At 71.5% G+C, this 18,276-nt stretch carries 15 protein-coding genes and 1 pseudogene; 4 read left to right on the top strand and 12 right to left on the bottom strand.

Features of this window, described 5'->3' with window-relative positions:
- A pseudogene (locus ACWDN5_RS40440) lies at positions 1–263 on the top strand (IS110 family transposase); the annotation flags it as partial.
- Positions 264–291: 28 nt separating this feature from the next.
- Here the strand turns inward: ACWDN5_RS40440 and ACWDN5_RS40435 are convergent.
- The 4 genes from ACWDN5_RS40435 to ACWDN5_RS40420 all read right to left on the bottom strand — a co-directional run bounded on the left by ACWDN5_RS40435 (position 292) and on the right by ACWDN5_RS40420 (position 5,069).
- The gene (locus tag ACWDN5_RS40435; protein ID WP_449679993.1) at positions 292–2,820 is read right to left on the bottom strand and encodes a WXG100 family type VII secretion target; all 2,529 of its coding nucleotides are present in this window, start codon (positions 2,818–2,820) and stop codon (positions 292–294) included.
- Positions 2,820–3,134, bottom strand: coding sequence for a hypothetical protein (locus ACWDN5_RS40430; protein WP_310967640.1), 315 nt, complete (start codon positions 3,132–3,134; stop codon positions 2,820–2,822). The genes ACWDN5_RS40435 and ACWDN5_RS40430 overlap by 1 nt, the downstream gene beginning before the upstream one ends.
- Before the next feature lie 152 nt (positions 3,135–3,286).
- A complete protein-coding gene (locus tag ACWDN5_RS40425) occupies positions 3,287–3,547 on the bottom strand; it encodes an acyl carrier protein (protein WP_310967641.1) in 261 nt (86 codons plus the stop codon).
- The gene (locus ACWDN5_RS40420; RefSeq protein WP_449679992.1) at positions 3,540–5,069 is read right to left on the bottom strand and encodes a fatty acyl-AMP ligase; all 1,530 of its coding nucleotides are present in this window, start codon (positions 5,067–5,069) and stop codon (positions 3,540–3,542) included. Before ACWDN5_RS40420 ends, ACWDN5_RS40425 begins: the two co-directional genes overlap by 8 nt.
- A 30-nt stretch (positions 5,070–5,099) precedes the next feature.
- Here ACWDN5_RS40420 and ACWDN5_RS40415 point away from each other — a divergent pair, with 30 nt between their 5' ends.
- Entirely contained in the window at positions 5,100–5,984 is an 885-nt protein-coding gene (locus tag ACWDN5_RS40415; protein WP_449679991.1) for a cytochrome P450, read from the top strand.
- On the opposite strand, the gene glmM is transcribed toward ACWDN5_RS40415, so the two are convergent.
- The 3 genes from glmM to rplM all read right to left on the bottom strand — a co-directional run bounded on the left by glmM (position 5,970) and on the right by rplM (position 8,448).
- Positions 5,970–7,304 carry a phosphoglucosamine mutase gene (gene glmM, locus ACWDN5_RS40410; protein WP_310967645.1) on the bottom strand — a complete coding sequence of 445 codons (1,335 nt, stop codon included), beginning with the start codon at positions 7,302–7,304 and terminating at the stop codon, positions 5,970–5,972. The two genes, ACWDN5_RS40415 and glmM, sit on opposite strands and share 15 nt — an antisense overlap.
- A 176-nt stretch (positions 7,305–7,480) precedes the next feature.
- Positions 7,481–7,981 (bottom strand): 30S ribosomal protein S9, encoded by a 501-nt coding sequence (gene rpsI / locus ACWDN5_RS40405; RefSeq protein ID WP_310967646.1) that lies wholly within the window; start codon positions 7,979–7,981, stop codon positions 7,481–7,483.
- Between the two features lie 14 nt (positions 7,982–7,995).
- Positions 7,996–8,448, bottom strand: coding sequence for a 50S ribosomal protein L13 (gene rplM / locus ACWDN5_RS40400; RefSeq protein WP_004560141.1), 453 nt, complete (start codon positions 8,446–8,448; stop codon positions 7,996–7,998).
- Positions 8,449–8,709: 261 nt separating this feature from the next.
- Between rplM and ACWDN5_RS40395 the strand changes: the two genes are divergently transcribed.
- The gene (locus tag ACWDN5_RS40395) at positions 8,710–9,603 is read left to right on the top strand and encodes a hypothetical protein (protein ID WP_310967649.1); all 894 of its coding nucleotides are present in this window, start codon (positions 8,710–8,712) and stop codon (positions 9,601–9,603) included.
- Between the two features lie 29 nt (positions 9,604–9,632).
- Positions 9,633–10,325 carry a DUF4333 domain-containing protein gene (locus ACWDN5_RS40390; protein WP_449679990.1) on the top strand — a complete coding sequence of 231 codons (693 nt, stop codon included), beginning with the start codon at positions 9,633–9,635 and terminating at the stop codon, positions 10,323–10,325.
- Positions 10,326–10,403: 78 nt separating this feature from the next.
- Here the strand turns inward: ACWDN5_RS40390 and ACWDN5_RS40385 are convergent, their stop codons facing one another.
- The 5 genes from ACWDN5_RS40385 to eccCa form a co-directional block, all read right to left on the bottom strand.
- On the bottom strand, positions 10,404–10,697 hold the full coding sequence (locus ACWDN5_RS40385) for a WXG100 family type VII secretion target (protein WP_449658708.1): 294 nt from the start codon (positions 10,695–10,697) through the stop codon (positions 10,404–10,406).
- 57 nt (positions 10,698–10,754) lie between these two features.
- Positions 10,755–11,081, bottom strand: a complete 327-nt coding sequence (locus ACWDN5_RS40380) for a WXG100 family type VII secretion target (protein ID WP_310967652.1) — start codon at positions 11,079–11,081, stop codon at positions 10,755–10,757.
- A gap of 256 nt (positions 11,082–11,337) precedes the next feature.
- Complete coding sequence (locus ACWDN5_RS40375; protein WP_449679989.1) at positions 11,338–11,685, bottom strand: hypothetical protein; 348 nt, start codon at positions 11,683–11,685, stop codon at positions 11,338–11,340.
- Between the two features lie 14 nt (positions 11,686–11,699).
- Positions 11,700–13,739 (bottom strand): type VII secretion-associated protein, encoded by a 2,040-nt coding sequence (locus ACWDN5_RS40370; protein ID WP_449679994.1) that lies wholly within the window; start codon positions 13,737–13,739, stop codon positions 11,700–11,702.
- A 103-nt stretch (positions 13,740–13,842) separates the two neighbouring features.
- Complete coding sequence (eccCa, locus tag ACWDN5_RS40365; RefSeq protein WP_310967655.1) at positions 13,843–17,853, bottom strand: type VII secretion protein EccCa; 4,011 nt, start codon at positions 17,851–17,853, stop codon at positions 13,843–13,845.
- Positions 17,854–18,276 lie beyond the last annotated feature (423 nt).

Below are 18,276 nucleotides of genomic sequence, written 5' to 3'. Positions count from 1 at the left end.
GACGGGTGCGCGGCAACCTGCACCGCCCGCAGCGCTATCACCGCGGTCTGCGGCGGGTGTTCTACCTGGCCGCCCTGTCGGCGATCAAACGCCCCAACAGCCCATCCCAAACCTTCTACCAGCGCAAACGCCGCGAGGGGAAGCGGCACACCCAAGCCCTCATCGCCCTGGCCCGCCGCCTGGTCGACGTCATCTGGGCCCTGCTGCGCGACGGCCGCGAGTTTCACCCCTCACCACCGGTCACGGCCGCAACCGCTGCTTGACACAGTCATTGAGACTCCTCGGCCCTCGTCACCGGTCGTACCGGATCGAACGGTCACCCTCGTCGTCGAGCGAGCCGCTGATCCGGCCCTTCGCGCCGCTGGTCTCGAACACGCCGCCCTCGATGCGGTACTGGCTCGGCCCGCGCTGCTGGTCGCCGCCGCCACCGCCCGGCGCGCCGCCCATGCCGCCCATCATCCCCATGCCGCCCATGCCGGACATGCCGCTCATGCCCGACGAGCTCGCGGCCGCCTGGTGCAGGCCGGCGTCGACCGGGGTCGCGCCGAGCCCGCCGCCGCCGTCGGACATCGGGAGCGAGGCGTCGCTGCCCGTCTGGGCGCCCGGGTCGAGCGAGACGGCCCCGGCGAAGTCCGGCGACCCGCCACCGGTGACGGCCGAGCCGAAGTTGCTCGCGCCGGCCGTCGTGGTCGCGTCCGCGGCGGAACCGGCACCGGCGCCGGCACCCGCGTCGGCGGTCGCCACCGCGGGCTCGGCCCCGACGCTGCCCCCGCCCCCGAGGTCGCCCTCGAAGCCGCCGGGCGCGGTGAACCCGCCGGCCCCCTCGCTGCGGGTGAAACCCGGGTCGGGGTTCGGCGGCGCGGGGTCCTTCGTCAGCAGGGACTCGGCGTTCGCGTCGTGCGGGATGTCCGCGCCGACGGCCACCGGCTTGACGTCCGCCTTGAGGCCGTCCGCCTTGAGGTCCCCGGCCTTGGGGTCGTCCTTCTCGTCCAGGGTGTAGGTGGTCGGCTCGCCCTTGCCGTCGTCGACCGTCACGATCGTCGGGCCGTCCGGGCCCTCGGGCCGCTCCGCGGTGATCTTGAGGTTGCCGTCCTGGATGTGGATCTTGCCGTCCGGGCCCGGCTTGTAGGAGCCGTCGGCCGAGGGCTGCCCTTCCTTGACCGCCTGCTGGCTGCCCTGCGGCCCGAAGGACGCCTTGTCCCCGTCGGCGGCGGCGTCCTTGCCCGCACCGTCCTTGGCCTTGTCGTCGTCACCCCAGTCGAGGTGGTAGTCCTTCTTGTGGCCCTGGCCGTCGTCCACGGAGATGTCCTGCTTGCCCTCCTTGTCGGGCTCGGACATCGTGATCGTGTTGTCGCCCTTCTTGACCGACACCGTGTCCGTGTCGCCGGAGTCCTTGATGGCTTCGCCGGTCTTCGGGTCGATCGGGTACGGCTCGCCGGTCGACGGGTCGACCTCCAAAGGCTTGCCGGTGATCGGGTTCTTGCCCTCGTCGGGCTTCGCGGGTTCCTCGGCCTTCGGGGGCTCGGCCGCCGACGGCGTCGTGGAGCCGCTGCCGGTGCTGCCCGTGCTCCCGGTGCCGGTGCTCCCCGTGCTGCCGGTGCTCCCAGTGCCCGTGTTGCCGCTATTCCCGGTGTTCCCCGTGTTGCCGGTGTTCCCGGTCTGGTCGCCGCCGCCTTCGTTCTTGGCCTCGGTGAGCTGGTTGCGGTAGCCGTCCATGTACCGCGCCAGCGCGCCGAACTGCTGGTCGATCGTGTCCTTGGCGGCCTTGCAGGACCCGTCGAACGCGGCGATCAGGCTCCGGTACTCGCTCGAGAAGGCCCCGTCACGCCAGTAGCGGCAGACGTTCCGGCCGTAAGTGATGTTCTCGTCGTTGAAGCAGCCGTCGTCGTTCTGCAGGCGCTCGGCGAGGTTCGAATTGTTGCCGTGCTTGGCGTTCACGGCGTCGATCCAGCCGGCGACCTTCATGAAGTCGTCGAATTCCTCGGTCTCGCCGTTGGCGACCTTGAGGACGTCCTTGGCCATCGGGATGTCGGCCTCGGCGATCACCGGGCGGTGCAGCTGCAGGACCTCGTCGACCTTCTTCTTGACGGCGTCGAAGACGTGCGTGACGGTCTGCGGGATCAGCTTCGCCGCGCCGTCGATCTGCGCCGACAGCTCCTTGGCGTGCGGCTTGATCGTCTCGTCGTACTTGATCTCCGCCGCGTTGGCGCCCTTGCCCTTCCACGCGTCGAAGAGGGTCTGGAGCTCGGTGTCGCTCTTCGTCAGCGCGTCCTCGACGACCTTGTGCGCCTTGCTCAGGTCGTCGGCGTCGCCGAGGAACTTCTGGTACTGGATCCCGCGGTTCTCGTGGAACTTGTCCTTGAGCTCCTTCTGGGAATCCTTCTTCGGGTTGTCGCCCTTGATCTGGTTCCAGACCTCGTCGGTCCACTTCGCCAGCATGTCGACGGCGACGTTGCCCTGGTCGAGCTGCTCGTCGGAACTCTTCGCGCCGGCCCCCAGCGTCGGCGTGCCGATGCCGTCGAGGTTCTTCTTCGCCTGGTCCCGCGCGGCGGTGTCGCGCTCGTGTTCCTGCTTCTTCGCCGCCGCTTCCTGCTGCGCTTCCTTCAGCGCTTCGTCGACGTCGGACGACGAACCCGGCAGCCAGTCGTCGTTGAAGCTGACGCTGTCGGTGTAGTTCTCGATGTACTTGGCGGCGTACGCCTCTTCTTCTTCGTTGAAGTTGACCGTGTCCTCGCTGTACTCCTCCATCAGCTTGGACTTGGCTTCCATCGAGACGTTCGGGTCGTCGAGGACCTTCTTGATCTCAGCCCATTCGGCCATCAGCGGTTACCCCCGGCCTGGTTCGCCGTCGCGCCGGCGTTCGCTTCCTGCGCGGTGTACTTGGCGCCGGCCGACCCGATCCCGCTGCCCAGGTTGAGCAGGGCGTTCGACAGCCCGGTCATGCCCGCGCCGATCTCGTCCATCCCGGCCTTGTACTTGCCGAAACTCTCCTGGTGCACGCGACCGAAGTCCCCCGCGATGATTTCGGTCGGCGCGACCTTCTTCGCTTCGTTGGCCGGGTCGTCGGCGACGTCCGCCAGGCGGATCTGCGCCCGCGTCATCGCCTCCGAACTCGCTTCGTAGCCGTTCGGCATGGTCGCTGCCCCCTTCGATCCCGCACTCCGCGCTGACGTTCCGGGACTGTGACGCGCCCGGACACCGTTCGGTGCCGTCGCAGATGCACACAGAGTCTAGCGTCCGCCCGGACGCCGGACCTGCGCTTCCGCGAAGTGCACCCGCCCGGGACTCACCCGCCGGCGCGCTGCGCGGCGACCGCCTCGGAGATCACCTCGGCGACGCCGCGGATGTCGACCAGCCGGTCGAGCTCGTCGATGTCGACCGAGACGCCGTAGGTCACCTCGACCCGGGACAGCAGCTGGATCCGCTGCCGGGACGTCAGGCCGAGGTCGTCGAACGGCGTGGTGTCGCTGAGCCGCTCGGGCGGGATCTCCAGCGCGAAGCCGACGATCCGCCGGATCTCGTCGACGTAGGCCCCCGGGTCACTCATGGCGCCCATTCTCACCCCACCAGCGTTCGCGGGCCGCGGCGCGGGACACCTTGCCGCTGGAGGTCCGCGGCACCTCGCCCGGCCGCACCAGCCACAGGGCCCGCAGCGGGAGGTCGTGAGCCGCGGACACGGCCCGCCGCACGGCCGTCTCGACCGACTCGTCCCGGGTGACGCACCCGGCCACGACCGCGACGCCTTCGCCGTGGCCGTCCCGCACGGCGAACGCGGCGACCCGCCGGACACCCGGGTGCGCGGCCTCGACGGTAGCCTCGATGTCCTGCGGGTGGTGGTTGCGGCCGTCGACGATGATCAGGTCCTTCAGCCGCCCGGTGACGTACAGCTCACCGTCGTGGACGAAGCCGAGGTCGCCGGTGCGCAGCCAGCCGTCCGGGGCGAGCACGTCGTCCCGGCCCCAGTAGCGGTCGGCGACGTTCGGCCCGGACACCTGGATCTCTTTGTCGACAATGCGGATCCGCTGGCCGTACGGCCGCCCCACCGACACGCGCGGCTCGCCGTCGAACGCCGTGATCGTCGGCCCCTCGTCGCCCGCGCTCGTGACGAACACCGTCGCCTCGGCCAGCCCGTAACACGGCTTGTGCGCGGCCCGCGGCAGCCCGAAGGGGGCGAAGGCCCGCTCGAAGGCCTCGACGGTGGCGGGGCGGACCGGCTCGCTGCCGTTGAGCAGCGAGTTCACCCGCGAGAGGTCGACGGCTTCGAGCTCCCCCGCCGCTTCGGCCGCCAGGTCGAAGGCGAAGTTCGGCGCGGCCGTGACGACGCCCGGGAGCTCGGCCAGCAGCCGGACCCAGCGCAGCGGGTCGCGCACGAACTCCATCGGCGTGAAGAAGACAGACCGCGAGCCGAGGAAGACGGGCGTGCCGATGAGCAGGACCAGGCCCATGTCGTGGAAGAACGGCACCCAGCCGGCCAGCGGGGTGGACGCGTCGGCGCGGTAGCACCGCGTGGTCTGCCAGCAGGCGGCCACCAGCGCCCGGTGCGAGATCACCGCGCCGGCCGGACGGCGCGTCGAGCCGGACGTGTACTGCAGGTACGCCGGATCGGTCATCGCCACCGCGGCGGGCGGCTCGGTCTCGTCGGGCTGGATGTCGTCGAGGACCAGCACGGTGGTGGGCGGGATCTGGCCGGCCAGGTCCTTCGACGTGAGGCACACCGCCGGGGAGGCGTCGGCGAAGGCCGAGTCGATCCGCGCGCGGCCGGTGCGGCCGGTCGGGACCGACAACGGCACCGCGATCCGCCCCGCGTAGAGCGTCCCGAGGAACCCCGTGACGTAGCCGAGGTCCTGCCGCGCGACGATCGCCACCCGGTCGCCCGGCCGGGTGCGGCGCCGCAGCTCGCGGGCGACCCCGCGGACGCGGGCGAGCAGCTGCGGCCAGGTCAGCGTGTGGTCGGCCGGTCCGGGGAAGGTGCGGCAGGTGAACGCGGGGCGGTCTTCGCCGGCGTTGCGGAGCAGGTGGTCTGTGAACGGCGTGGCGAGGACGTCATCCGGGACTTCTGCGGGCGGCACGGGCCCATCCTGCCCTACCGTGTCGAAGCGATGGACGAGTTCGAACGGCACGGCATCGCGGTGGTCTCCGGCCGCGACGCGTGCGCCCGGGCCCTGCGGTCGCCCGAACTGACGTCGGATCCCGGCGGCGGCTCCCCCAGCGTGCTGCTGCGGGACGGCGAAGAACACACCCGCGTGCGCGCGGTGCTGCGGGAGATCATCGCCGGCCTGGAGCCGTTCCCGGCTTCGCTGCGCACGTCGATCGAGACCGTGGTGGCCGGGCTGGGGCCGTCGTTCGACCTGGTGCGCGACTTCGCGCGGCCGGTGGCGGGGCGGGTGACGTCGGCGGTGCTCGGGGTCGAGCTGGACGACGTCTTCCTGGACCACCTGGAGGCGACGACAGCGAACCTGGACGTCTTCGGCGGCGTCGACCGGGCCGGGCAGGCGTCGGCGTTCCGGCTGGCCGTGCAGCTGAGCCGGACGGCGGCCGGGCCGGGCGGGCTGACGGCGTTGCGGGAGGCCCGCGCGGCCGGCCGGCTCGACGAGGACGAGCTGACGATCAACGCCGTGGTGCTGGCGCACGCGGCCTACGAGAACTCGCTGAACTTCCTGGCCTGCGCCGGGCTCGAACTCGCGGCTTCGGGCCCGCGGACCGTGCGGGAGCTGGTGACGGAGATCTGCCCGGCCCGGTACGTCCTGCGCTTCGGCCCGGACGGCCCGGTGGCGATCGCGCTGACCGACGGCCTGCCGTTCGGCCTGGGCCGCCACGCGTGCCCGGGGTCCGGGATGGCGGTGGCCGAAGGCGAGATCGCGCTCACCGCACTGGCGAAGCACCTCGGCGGCGGCTGCCGGGTGGGCGAAGTGCGCTGGAAGACCCACCCGGTGTTCCACGGCCTCGCGGAGGCCGTGGTCACCCTCGGTTCAGGAAACGGCTGAGACGATGCCGGCCAGGCGGTCGGCCGCGGCCTGGGCGGTGGCGACCGCCGGGGCCTCGACCATCACGCGGACCAGCTGCTCGGTGCCGGACGGGCGCAGCAGCACCCGGCCCTCCTCGCCCAGTTCAGCCTCGACCTCGCCGACGGCCGTGCGGACCTCGGAAGAGTCGGCGACCGCAGCCTTGTCGGCCACCGGGACGTTGACCAGCACCTGCGGCAGCCGGTTCATCACCGCGGCCAGGTCGGCCAGGGACTTGCCCGTCTCGGCCATCCGGCTCATCAGGCGCAGCGCGGTCAGCAGGCCGTCGCCGGTGGTGGCGTGGGCCGGGAGCACGACGTGGCCGGACTGCTCGCCGCCGAGCGCGAAGCCGCTCGCGCGCAGCTCCTCGAGGACGTACCGGTCGCCGACCGCGGTCGTCACGACGTTGATGCTGTGGGCCTTCATGGCCAGGTGCAGGCCGAGGTTGCTCATCACGGTCGCGACCAGCGTGTCCTTGGTCAGCTCGCCCGCCTCGGCCAGCGCCAGCGCCAGGACCGCCATGATCTGGTCGCCGTCCACCAGCTCGCCGGCGGAGTCGACGGCCACGCAGCGGTCGGCGTCGCCGTCGTGGGCGATGCCGAGGTCGGCGCCGTGCTCGACGACGGCCTTGCGCAGCTTCTCCGGGTGGTTGGAGCCGCAGTGCTCGTTGATGTTGACGCCGTCCGGCTCGGCGAACAGCGCAACGACCTCGGCGCCCGCCCGGCGGTAGATCTCGGGCGCGGCCGCCGACGACGCGCCGTTCGCGCAGTCGACGACGACCTTCAGCCCGGCGAGCGGGTGCGGCGTCGCGTCGACCAAGTGGGCGGCGTAGCGGTCGAGGGCGTCCTCGACGTCGGTGACGCGGCCCACACCGGCGCCGGTCGGGCGGACCGCGTCGGCGGAGAGGCCGGCCTCGATCTCGTCCTCGATGCCGTCGGGAAGCTTGTGCCCGCCCGCGGCGAAGAGCTTGATGCCGTTGTCGGGCATCGGGTTGTGCGACGCGGAGATCATCACGCCGAGGTCGGCTTCGAGCGCGCCGACCAGGTAGGCGACGGCCGGCGTGGGCAGCACCCCGACGCGGCGCACGTCGGCCCCGGCGGACGTGAGGCCCGCCACGACCGCGGCCTCCAGCATCTCGCCGCTGGCGCGCGGGTCACGGCCGACGACCGCGACCGGCCGGTGCGAGCGGTCGTGCGCGGCGAGCACCCGGGCGGCGCTGGCCGCCAGCGCCATGGCCAGCTCCGGCGTCAGCTCGGCGTTGGCCAGGCCACGGACCCCGTCGGTACCGAACAGGCGTGCCATCGATCGACCTCCTTGTGGGAACACCACGACAACCTAGCGACGTGGGCGGACCGCGGTCCCCCACCCCTGGATGTCGCTCCGAACAGCGGAAACGACACAGATGAATACCCGGAAAACGCCGGAGCGCCCATCCGATGGACGGATGGGCGCTCCGGTGGGTTGCGCCAGGGGCGCGATCAGCGCTTGCTGTACTGCGGGGCCTTGCGGGCCTTCTTGAGGCCGTACTTCTTCCGCTCCGTGGCGCGCGCGTCACGGGTCAGGAAGCCGGCCTTCTTGAGGGCCGGGCGGTCGTCGGCGTCGACCTCGACGAGCGCGCGGGCGATCGCCAGGCGCAGCGCGCCGGCCTGACCGGAGACGCCGCCGCCCTTGAGGTTGGCGAAGATGTCGAACGAGTCCGGCTTCTCGACCGTGACCAGCGGCTCCTTGATGAGCTGCTGGTGCACCTTGTTCGGGAAGTACTCCTCGAGGGTGCGGCCGTTGAGCTTGAACTCACCGGTGCCCGGGACGACCCGCACGCGGACGACGGCTTCCTTGCGGCGGCCGACGGTCTGGGCGTTGCCGCCGGCGGCGCGCGACGGGCGCGGCGCGGCGGGGGTCTCGCTGGTCGCGACGGCGCCGGTCTCGGTCGCCTCGGTGGTCTCGACGACCTCGGGGGCCTCGGTCTCGGTGCTGGTCACAGACTGTTCCTCACTCACTGCGCGACCTGCGCGATCTTGGTGATCTCGCGCGCCTGCGGCTGCTGCGCGGCGTGCGGGTGCTGCGGGCCGGCGTACACCTTCAGCTTCTTCGCCTGGGCGCGGCCGAGCTTGTTCTTCGGCAGCATGCCCTTGACGACCTTCTCGACAAGGTGCTCGGGCTTGGTGTCCAGCAGCTCGCCGAACGAGCGCTTCCGCAGACCGCCCGGGTAACCGCTGTGCCGGTACGCGAACTTCTGCTCGCGCTTGTTACCGGTGAGCGCGACCTTCTCGGCGTTGACGATGATGACGAAGTCACCGGTGTCCACGTGCGGGGCGTAGGTCGGCTTGTGCTTGCCGCGCAGCAGCGTGGCGACCTCGGTCGCCAGCCGTCCGAGCACGACATCCTCGGCGTCGATCACGTGCCAGGCACGAGTGACGTCGCCGGGCTTGGGGCTGTACGTGGGCAAGGGTCTACCTCGTCGTCAACATTGCGTGTGGGTTCTGTGCGGGCCTAGCGCTTACGCGCCGCAGCGCACAACGACATATGAAGATACCCCCACGGTCACCGCACCCGCGCATCGGGGGTGGTGGAAGCGCCCATATTAGGCTCCGAGCGGCCCGGGCGCAGCGGGGACCCTACCGGATTTTTCCCGCCGAAGCGCCTGCACGCGCCACCGCGACACGCGAGGATGGGGCCATCCGGGCGACACGGCTGAGCAGGGGACGGCATGAGCAAACGACCGACGGCGATCTTCGTCCTGGGTGCCCTGCTGGCCCTGGCCAGCGCCTGCGGCACGGCGAAGGCGGGCACGGCGCTGCCGAAGGGCGACGACGCGGCGGACTACGTCGGCGCCAAGTTCGAGCAGGTCATCGGCAAGCTCGGCGACACCATCACCGACTCGCGCGACGTCACCAACTCGCTGGACGCCTACTTCAAGTTCGACGACAAGTGGATCCACAGCACGGTGACGTCGGCGCGCACCGGCAGCCCGGAGAGCCGGGCGGTGCGGCACCGGTCGCAGAAGAACCCGGACGAGATCATCGACACGTACACGCCCGCGGACGGCACGGTCGAGTACACCTACCTCGGCCCGATGTACGTGCAGAAGGGCGTCTCGCCGACGGCGTGGGTGTCGATGCCGAAGCCGGAGGGCGGCCTGGTCCTCCCGTGCGTCTGGGGCGGGGTGCTGACGCCGTGCCGGATGGCGGATTCGACCGTGCAGGCCTACCAGGCCGACAAGCGGGCGGTCCGCGGGGCGAAGAGCCTGGGCGACGGCAAGACCGCGCTGACCGTCAACGTGCCGTTCGAGATCTTCGTCAAGAACAAGGTCGAGATCCTGCCGCCGAGCCTGACGGACAAGATCGGGCCGGAGCTGAAGAAGGCCGCGGTCCCGGCGACGATCACGCTGAACCCCGACGGCAGCCTGGTCTCCTTCGTGATGGAGGCCAAGTTCTCCGGCGACGGCCACCAGCTCGAGCTCAAGTACGAGTTCCGGTTCACCGGCAAGGCGAGCCAGCAGGACATGCCGAAGCTGCCGGACGCGAGCCAGATCACGGTGCTGCCCGACCGGGCGGCGATGGACGACTTCTACCGCCGGCTCGGCGAAGCGCAGGGCAGCTGAGGCGTGACCACGACCCGAGGTGATTCCCGATGACCCCACCGTCCCAGCCGCCCGGCCCGCAGCAGCCGCAGTGGTGGCAGCCGCCGGCTTCCGGCGCCGCCCCGCAGCCCGGCGCGTGGCAGCCCGAGCAGCAGGCGACCGGTCCGCACGCCGGGCAGTGGCAGCAGAACGCCGACCCCGGTGCTTCGGGCGCCTACACCGGTGCGTGGCACCCGGGGCAGCCGTCGGGCTCGTTCTCCGGGCCGTGGCAGCCGGGTCCGCCGAGCGGCCCGTGGCAGCCGCCGTCCCAGCCGACGCCGTCCCAGCCGGCGCCGACGCCGGGCCACGGGCAGCCGCAGTACGGCGGCGGGTTCCAGCCGGCGCAGTACGGCGGTCTGGGCGCGTTCCCGGCCGAGCCGGCGAAGAAGCCGAAGTCGAAGAAGCCGGTGCTGATCGCGGTCGCCGCGGTCCTGGTGCTCGCGGTCGGCGGCGGTGCGGCGTGGCTGCTGGGCGCGTTCCGCGGGGACGTGCTGGAGCAACAGTCCCTTCAGGACGGTGTGGTCAAGGTCCTGAACGAGAACTACGGCGAGCCGGACGTGAAGGACGCGCAGTGCCCGGCGAACGAAGCGGCGCGGAACGGCACGACGTTCGACTGCACGGTGACCATCGGCGGGCAGCCGAAGAAGGTGACGGTGCGGGTGCTCAACGACCGGCCCGAGTACGAGGTCGGCGCTCCCCACTGAGTTTGCATTGCCGCACAACAGAAAACGGCGGGCCCCGCACCGGAGTGCGGGCCCGCCGTGGTTTCCGGGGCTACCGGCTCAGAACAGGCCTTCGACGGCGCTGTCGGTCTGCTGGTAGCCGTCGGCGATCTGCGGCAGGGCGGCGGCGATCTGCGCCAGAACCTGCTTCAGGTCCTCGAACTTCTGGTCCCAGGTGCGCTGGGCAGCGTCGTACTGCTCCTTCGCGGAACCGGTCCAGGTGGTGGTCAGCGGACGCAGGTCGTCCTTGAGGCGGTCGAACGCGGACTGCAGCTCGCCGCCCGTCTGCGTGCAGTCGTCCGCGGCAGCGCGGATGGTGGCGTAATTGACGACAATGCCGGCGCCATCAGGCATGGCTTACTCCTTTTGAGCTGAAGATGTCGGGTGGTCGAGAAAGGATTCGGGAGGTGCTCAGCCGAGAGCGTCGAAGCCGCGGTTGACGGCGCCGAGGATCTCCTGCTGCTGCTGCTCGGAACGCTCGTACTTGGAGCCGGCCTCGCGGAGCAGCTCACCGATGCGCTGCAGGGCCTGCGCCATGCCGCGGGCGTCCTCGTCGAAGCGCATCATCACGTGGTCGAAGGCCTTCTGCGCGTCGCCCTGCCAGCCGGCGCGGGTGGCCTCGATGCGGTCGCGCAGCGTCGAAAGGTTCTGGTCCATCTGGGCCCGGACCTCGGTGACGCGTCCCTCGGCCTCGGTGAACTGGGCAACTGTCCCTTGGAATCCCTGTCCGGCGCTCATACCGGTACCCCCTTCATAAAGAGTGGTGGTTGTCCGTACCAAGCTTGTTCGTTCGTACGGCCCTACGACGCAGACACTGCCACGTCCGGTTCCCCCTTGTCGTGGTTTGCCCCGAAGTAGTTGCTTGCGTTAACGCCCGGCGCGGGAACCGATCGCCACGGGTATCCCTCGACCGCACCGAACCGGTGACGCATCACCCGAAAACGCGTTCCCCACCAGCGGGATTAGCACGCGCACAGCAACGGCGGCCCGGGTTTCACCGATCGCGCTGCATGATTCGCATCTGGGAAAAGTCTTCGTCGTCGTCACCCGATCGAGGGGCTCTCGCGGGAGATTGCGAACGCGAAGGAACCGGATCGGGAACCGCGGGAACCGTGAGCCCCCGCGCGCGGCGGAACCGTTCGGCGGCCGCGCGCAGCGTTCCCGGGGTCGGGTCGCCGGACTTCGGGCCGCGCCCGCTCTGCTTCAGCAGTTCGGCGTTCTCGCTGTGCTGCCGCCGGCCGCGGGCGAGCGCGTTCCCGGCGACGCGCCGCGAATGCGTCACCGCGTCCTGGCCGAGGCGCTTGAAGGACGCGGCGGCGCTTTCGAATTCCGCGGACGGCACCGCGCGCCCTCCTCTCAGTTCAGGATTTCCGCCGTGCGCACGGCTTGCGCGCACGCGGCGGCGACCCGCTCGCGCAGCGGGGCGGTGGCGTACTGGCAGCCGACGTGGACCCGGATCCGGCCCTTCGCCACGACGTACCAGTCGACCTGGAGATCGGGCCGGTCCGGCTTGGTCTCGTGGTAGCCGATCACGGTCTTGCCGGCGTAGGACAGGTCCGGGTTGTACGCGCTCCAGCGTTCCGGCGCCCGTTCGGCGAGCTGCCGGAGCTCGTCGACGAGCTTCTGCCGGTCCGCCGTCGCGTCGTAGTCCATGACGTACTCCTGCGCGACCACGAGATCGTTGCCGTCCCGGGACTCCTGCGGGTGGATCACGACCTGCTTCTCGGCGACCCGGTCGTCCGTCTGGACCCAGTCCTCCGGGGCGACGAACCTGAAGTCGTACTGCGAAAGCGTCCGGCCGTTCTCCGCCTGGCTCCCGGAGCCCTTGAACACGAAGAACCCGGCGACGACGAGCGCGGCGACGACGACCACCGCGACCGCGACGGCACCCCACAGCTTCCGGCGGTTCTTCCCCTCCGGTTCGGGGGCGGGCCGCGGGCCGGTGGCGGGCCCCGGCGGGTTCGGCCGGGCGGGCGGCGTCCACGGCCGGGCCACCGGCTGCCCGTGGGGCGGCGACGGCGGGGCCGCGCGGTTCGGGAACCCGGCCGGCCCGGGCGGGCCCGGCGCGGCGACCGGGGTGCGCGGCGGTGCCGGACGCTGGCCCCCGTCACCCGGGCGCTGGCTTCCGTCCCCCGGGCGCGGGGCGACGTCGCCGGGGCGGACGACCTCCGTGCGCTGCGCCGCCGGGCCGAGGTTCGCGCCCGGAACCGCGCCCAGCCGGGCCATCGCTTCGCCGGGCAGCGCGCCGGTGCGGTCCGGGTCCACCAGGACCGCCCGCAGCGCGCCGCGCGCGACGACCGTCTCCGGCTGGTCGAGGCTCGTCGGCACGACGCCGGTGCGTTCGTGCACCAGCCGGGAGATCATCGGGATCCGGCTCGACCCGCCGACCAGGAAGATCGCCGTGAGCTGCTTCGGCCGCAGGCCGGCGTCGCCGATCGCGGCGACCGTCAGCTCGACGGCCCGGCCCAGCGGCGCCGCGATCAGCCGTTCGAGGTCTTCGCGCGTGACGTGCGCGTCGGCGAACGGCGGCGGCATCGGCACGTCGGTGTAGGCGTGCCGCGACAACGTCTCCTTCGCGCCCCGCACGTCCTGGCGCAGCACGCGGCGACGGCGCCGGTCGGCCAGCTCACGGCCTTCGACGAGCTCGCGCCAGGCGTCCGGATCCGCCGCGGAGACCAGCGAACCGACGTGTTCGAGGAGCGCCTGGTCGATGTCGGCGCCGCCGAAGCTGGGGTCGCCCCGGGTGGCGAGCACCTGGAAACCGCCGCGCTGCGGACGGCCGGCCCGGTCCCGCGCGGTCTCCGGCAGCCGCCGCACCACGCTGACGTCGACCGTGCCGCCGCCGAGGTCCAGCACCGCGAGCGCGTCGCCGGGGCGCCCGCTGAACTCGACGGTGCGGTCGTTGGTCACGTCCTGCGGCGCGAACGTCGCCGCGTGGTAGACCGCCGCCGCGACGGGCTCCGGCACCAGCGCGACCTCGCGCGCCAGCCCGCCGGCGGCCTGCCGCAGCAGCCGGGTGCGGATGGCACCCCAGTCCGCGGGGTGGGTCAGCACGAGCAGGTCGACTTCGGCGTCCCCGGCCAGGCGGCGCGCTTCGGACACCGCGCGCCCCAGCACGGCGTGCACGACGTCGGTCACCCGCAGGACGTTCTCGCCGAGCAGCAGCTCGCCCTCGTCGATCCGCCGCTTCGGGTTCGGCTCGTACCGCGACGGGTCGACCGCGGCCTGCCGCTCGGCCTCCTGGCCGACGAACAGCGTGCCGTCGGCCGCCGCGTACACGGCCGAGGACATCAGCGGCTGGCCGTCGATCACCACGACCTGCGGCTCGCGCCCGTTCACCGAGGCGACGACGCAGGTGCTCGATGTCCCGAAGTCCACCGCAACCCGGACCGTCACCAGCAGCTCCCGCAATCGTGTTCGGGCTTCCTTGCGCCCCACCGGGACGCGCACCCGGGGAGGAACCTACCCACCCCGCCGGGAGCGCGTCCGGCCGCCGTCGTCAGTCGGGCTGGATCCACGACACCTGGATGAGCTGCTTGCCGTTCTTCCGGGTCAGCAGGTTGCCCCGGCCCGGCGGCATCGCGCTCGGCTTGATGTTGCCGACCAGCGCACCTTCGTCGCGCGAGCCGTTCATCACCATGCCCGGGGCCGCGATCTCCTTGAGCTTGCCGATGATCGGGTCGTACATCGCCTTCGACGCGCCACCGGTGCGCCGCACGACGACCAGGTGCAGGCCGACGTCCTTGGCCTGCGGCAGGAAGTCGGAGATCTTCCGCAGCGGGTTGTTCGTCGACGTGGCCACCAGGTCGTAGTCGTCGACGAGGATGAACAGCTCCGGGCCCTTCCACCAGGACCGCGTCTTCAGCTGCTCCTGCGTGACGTCCGGGCCCGGCAGGCGGCGGGTCATCGAGTTGAAGACGTCGCCGACCATGCTCTCCAGCTGCGCGGACGAGACCGCGTACCCGAGCAGCGAGTCGCCCTGGATGAAGCCGAGCATCGTGCGCCGGTAGTCGACCAGCAGGATGAGCGCTTCCTTGGCGGTGTAGCGCTCCGAGATGCCCCGGGCGATCTGCCGCAGCAGGTTCGTCTTGCCCGACTCGCCGTCCGCGAAGGCGTAGAAGTGCGGCTCGGCGTTGAAGTCGATGTAGATCGGCTGCAGGTCCTCTTCGTTGACGCCGATCGGGATCAGCTTCGAGTCCCGTGCGGAGTCGAGCTTGAGCACCTCTTCGTAGGTGATCAGCTCCGGCAGCAGGCGGACCTGCGGGGCGACGCGGCCGCGCCAGGCGCCCTTGATCTTCGCCACCGCGTCGGCCACGCCGGCCGCGATCGTCTCCGGGTCGCTGGAGCCGTCGATCCGCGGGAGGCCGCCCAGCATGTGCAGCTTCTCGCGGGTCAGGCCGCGGCCCGGCCGCCCGGCCGGGATGTTCACCGCGACGCGCCGGTCGATGTCCGACTCGGTCGGGTCACCGAGGCGCAGCTCGAACCGGGTGCCCAGCATGTCCTTGATCGCCGGGCGGATGTCGGCCCACCGGTTGGCGGCGATGACGACGTGCACGCCGTACGACAGACCCTGGGTGGCGAGCCGGGTGATCGTGGTCTCGAGCTCTTCGAAGTCGTCGCGCAGGGCCCGCCAGTTGTCGACGACCAGGAACGCGTCGCCGAACGGGTCCTGGTCCGGCCGGATCTCGCCGCGGCGCTTGCGGTTGCGGAACTCGGTCATCGAGTCGATGCCCATCGCCCCGAACCGGCCTTCCCGCTCGGTGAGCAGGGTGGTCAGCTCGGCCACGATCCGGCGGGCCTTGTCCGGCTCGCGCCGGGCCACCGCGACCCCGCCGACGTGCGGCAGGTCGGCCAGACCGGCCAGGGTGCCACCACCGAGGTCGAGGCAGTAGAACTGCGCTTCCTCCGGGGTGTGCGTCAGCGCCATCGACATGATGAGCGTCCGCAGCATGGTCGACTTGCCGGTCTGCGGGCCGCCGACGATCACGCCGTGCCCCGCCGCACCGGAGAAGTCCGCCCACAGCGGGTCACGCCGCTGCTCGTACGGCCGGTCGATGATGCCCAGCGGCACCTGCAGCCGCCCGTTGCCGAAGTAACCCACCGGGGAGAGGCCGCGGTCGTCGGTCGGGTTCAGGTTGGGCAGCAGCGTGTCGAGCGAGTTCGGGTCCTTCAGCGGCGGCAGCCACACCTCGTGCGCCGGCGGGCCCTGGCCGACCAGGCGCGAGACGATGACGTCGAGCTCGCTGGGTTCGACCGCCTCTTCGGACTGCGGCTGCTGCTGGACCGGCGCCTCGATCTGCTGCGGCTCCGGCTCCTTCGGCAGCTCGACGAAGTCCGGGACGAACAGCTGCGGCCGCTTGTCCGCGCGGACCACGGTCGCCGCCGGGCCGGCCACCTTGAGGCCGGCCGGCCGGTACGGGCCCGAGACGTAGGACGCCTTGAACCGCACCAGCGTCGAGGTGTCGTACTTGAGGTAGCCACCACCGGGGACCGACGGCAGCTCGAACGCGTCCGGCACGCCGATCGCGGCGCGGGATTCCGCCGCCGAGAACGTCTTGAGGCCGATCCGGTACGACAGGTGCGAGTCGAGACCGCGCAGCTTGCCTTCTTCGAGGCGCTGCGAGGCGAGCAGCATGTGCATCTGCAGCGACCGGCCCAGCCGGCCGATGGCGACGAACAGGTCGATGAAGTCCGGCTTCGCGCTCAGCAGCTCGGAGAACTCGTCGCAGACGATGAAGAGGGCGGGCAGCGGGTCGAGGTCCGCGCCGTTTTCGCGCGCCTTCTCGTATTCCCAGACGTTCTTGAAGTTGCCGCCGTTCTTCAGCGCTTCCTGCCGCCGGTTCATCTCGCCGGCCAGCGCGTCCTTCATGCGGTCGACCAGGGTGACCTCGTCCGCGAGGTTGGTGATGACCGCGGAGACGTGCGGGGCCTTGTCGAGGCCGAGGAACGTCGCACCACCCTTGAAGTCGACGAGGACGAAGTTCAGCGTGCTCGAGGAGTGCGTCGCCAGCAGGCCCAGCACCAGCGTGCGGAGGAACTCCGACTTGCCGGAACCGGTGGCGCCGATGCAGAGGCCGTGCGGGCCCATGCCCTCGGCGGCGGCTTCCTTGATGTCCAGCTCGACCGGCTGGCCGTACTCGCCGACGCCGAACGGGACGCGGTAGCGGTCGCGGATCGGCCGCGGCCGCCACGCCTGCTGGACGTCGAAGGTCATCGGGTCGCCGGGGATGCCGAGCAGCTCCAGCAGCGACGGGTTGGACAGCAGCGGCTCTTCGTCGCCGACGTCCTGGCCCGCGGCACCGCCGACGCGGTACGGCGAGATGAGCCGGGCCAGCGACTCGGTCTCGACCAGGCTGAGGGTGTCCGGGCGGCCGAACCACTCGACACCGCCGGCACTGCGCGCGCCCAGCCTCTCCGGCTCGACGACCAGCCGGAGGCCGCGGCGGGCGGCGAGGTTGCCGAGGGAGTCGGACAGGTCGATCAGCGTGACGCCGACCAGGCCCTCTTCCAGGACGATCTGCTCTTCGCGGGTGACCTCGGCGTCGTCGATGATGATCACGACGTGCGGCTGGTCCGGCGCCGGCGTGGCGTTGCGGGAGAAGCGCTGGCGGTCACGCAGTTCTTCGTCGAGCCAGTCTTCGATCTGGGCGAGCGAGCCGGCCATCATGCGGAGCTGGCCGATGCCGTCGGACAGCGTGGGGTGCTGGACGTGCGGCAGCCACTTCGCCCACTCCCACTCCTCCTTCGCGCGGCCCGCGGTGGCGACCGCGATCAGCACGTCGTCGGGGCTGTGGAAGGAAACGAGCTGCGCGAGCATGGCGCGGGTGAGGCCGCGGGTCAGCGCGCGGTCGCCCTGCATGCTGACCGCGGCGAACCCGCGGAGGGTGATCTGGGTCGGCAGGTCCGGCACGATCGAGTGCGCGCGCACGAACCGGCGCAGCGCGAGGGTGGCGATCGGCTCCAGCTCGTCGACGGGGCCGGTCTGGGGCGGGACCAGCCGCGTGGCGAGCCGGTGCGAGCTGCGCCCGACGCGCAGGTGCAGGAAGTCCTGGTCGTTCTGCCGGCGTTCCCACATCCGGCGGCTGGCGGCCAGCGACCACAGCGACTGGGGGTCCGGGTGCACCCATTCCAGGGCGGCGCGCTGGTCGACCATCGCCTCGCGGGCGCGGTCGCGCATCTGGCCCAGGTAGCGCAGGTAGTCCTTGCGGTCCTCGTCCATCTCGGCGCGCTTGGCGCCGCCGCCCTTGCCGCCACCGCCGGCCATCATCCCGAGCGTCCCGACGACCATCATGCCGCCCATGGCCATCATCATCGGGTTCCGGTTGCTGGCCTGGAACATGAAGACCATCATCCCGAGCGACGCGACGATCATGACGACCGGAAGCGCCTTCATCACGATGTTCCCGGGGATCACCCGGGGCACCTCGGGCGGCGGCTCGAGGTGCACCTCACCGCCCGGTGGCCGCGGTGCCGCCAGCCGCGGCGACTTCTTGAACTGCAGCGTGCTCATCGAAGGACCCCTCATTCAAACTCGACGATGGCGGCCACCGCGTCGGTGCGCGACCAACCTATCGAACGCCCCCGTGGAATTCCGCCGGATGCCGGAACCGCCCGGGAACGCTGCCCGATCGTCGTGAGGAGAGTGTACGGCGCGGCACCGACAGTAATGTGTGGTTTGCCGCCGTGAGCTGCGGCAGCCGGGCCAAGCTGCGTCGCGCGGCGACCCGAGGCTGGTGGGCCGCACCGCGCGGCGACGTTGCCGTGGCCTGCGGTTGCCAAGCCGCGTCGCGAATGACTCATTCGCAGCGCCGGACGTCCCGAATGAGTCATACGCGACATCCGGCGGCGGCCCGCAGCTGGTGAGCCGCACCGCGCGGCGACGTTGCCGTGGCCTGCGGTTGCCAAGCCGCGTCGCGAATGACTCATTCGCAGC

The organism is Amycolatopsis sp. NPDC003731 (genome assembly GCF_053586895.1).
This window is presented reverse-complemented; position numbering and strand designations above follow the sequence as displayed.

Excerpts from the sequence above, each read along its gene's own strand:
- ACWDN5_RS40380 (WP_310967652.1), bottom strand. The coding sequence starts at position 11,081 with ATGAGCGCCGGACAGGGATTCCAAGGGACAGTTGCCCAGTTCACCGAG.
- eccCa (WP_310967655.1), bottom strand. The coding sequence starts at position 17,853 with ATGAGCACGCTGCAGTTCAAGAAGTCGCCGCGGCTGGCGGCACCGCGG.
- glmM (WP_310967645.1), bottom strand. The coding sequence starts at position 7,304 with ATGGCACGCCTGTTCGGTACCGACGGGGTCCGTGGCCTGGCCAACGCC.
- ACWDN5_RS40435 (WP_449679993.1), bottom strand. The coding sequence starts at position 2,820 with ATGGCCGAATGGGCTGAGATCAAGAAGGTCCTCGACGACCCGAACGTC.
- ACWDN5_RS40415 (WP_449679991.1), top strand. The coding sequence starts at position 5,100 with ATGGACGAGTTCGAACGGCACGGCATCGCGGTGGTCTCCGGCCGCGAC.
- ACWDN5_RS40385 (WP_449658708.1), bottom strand. The coding sequence starts at position 10,697 with ATGCCTGATGGCGCCGGCATTGTCGTCAATTACGCCACCATCCGCGCT.
- ACWDN5_RS40430 (WP_310967640.1), bottom strand. The coding sequence starts at position 3,134 with ATGCCGAACGGCTACGAAGCGAGTTCGGAGGCGATGACGCGGGCGCAG.
- ACWDN5_RS40395 (WP_310967649.1), top strand. The coding sequence starts at position 8,710 with ATGAGCAAACGACCGACGGCGATCTTCGTCCTGGGTGCCCTGCTGGCC.
- ACWDN5_RS40425 (WP_310967641.1), bottom strand. The coding sequence starts at position 3,547 with ATGAGTGACCCGGGGGCCTACGTCGACGAGATCCGGCGGATCGTCGGC.
- ACWDN5_RS40390 (WP_449679990.1), top strand. The coding sequence starts at position 9,633 with ATGACCCCACCGTCCCAGCCGCCCGGCCCGCAGCAGCCGCAGTGGTGG.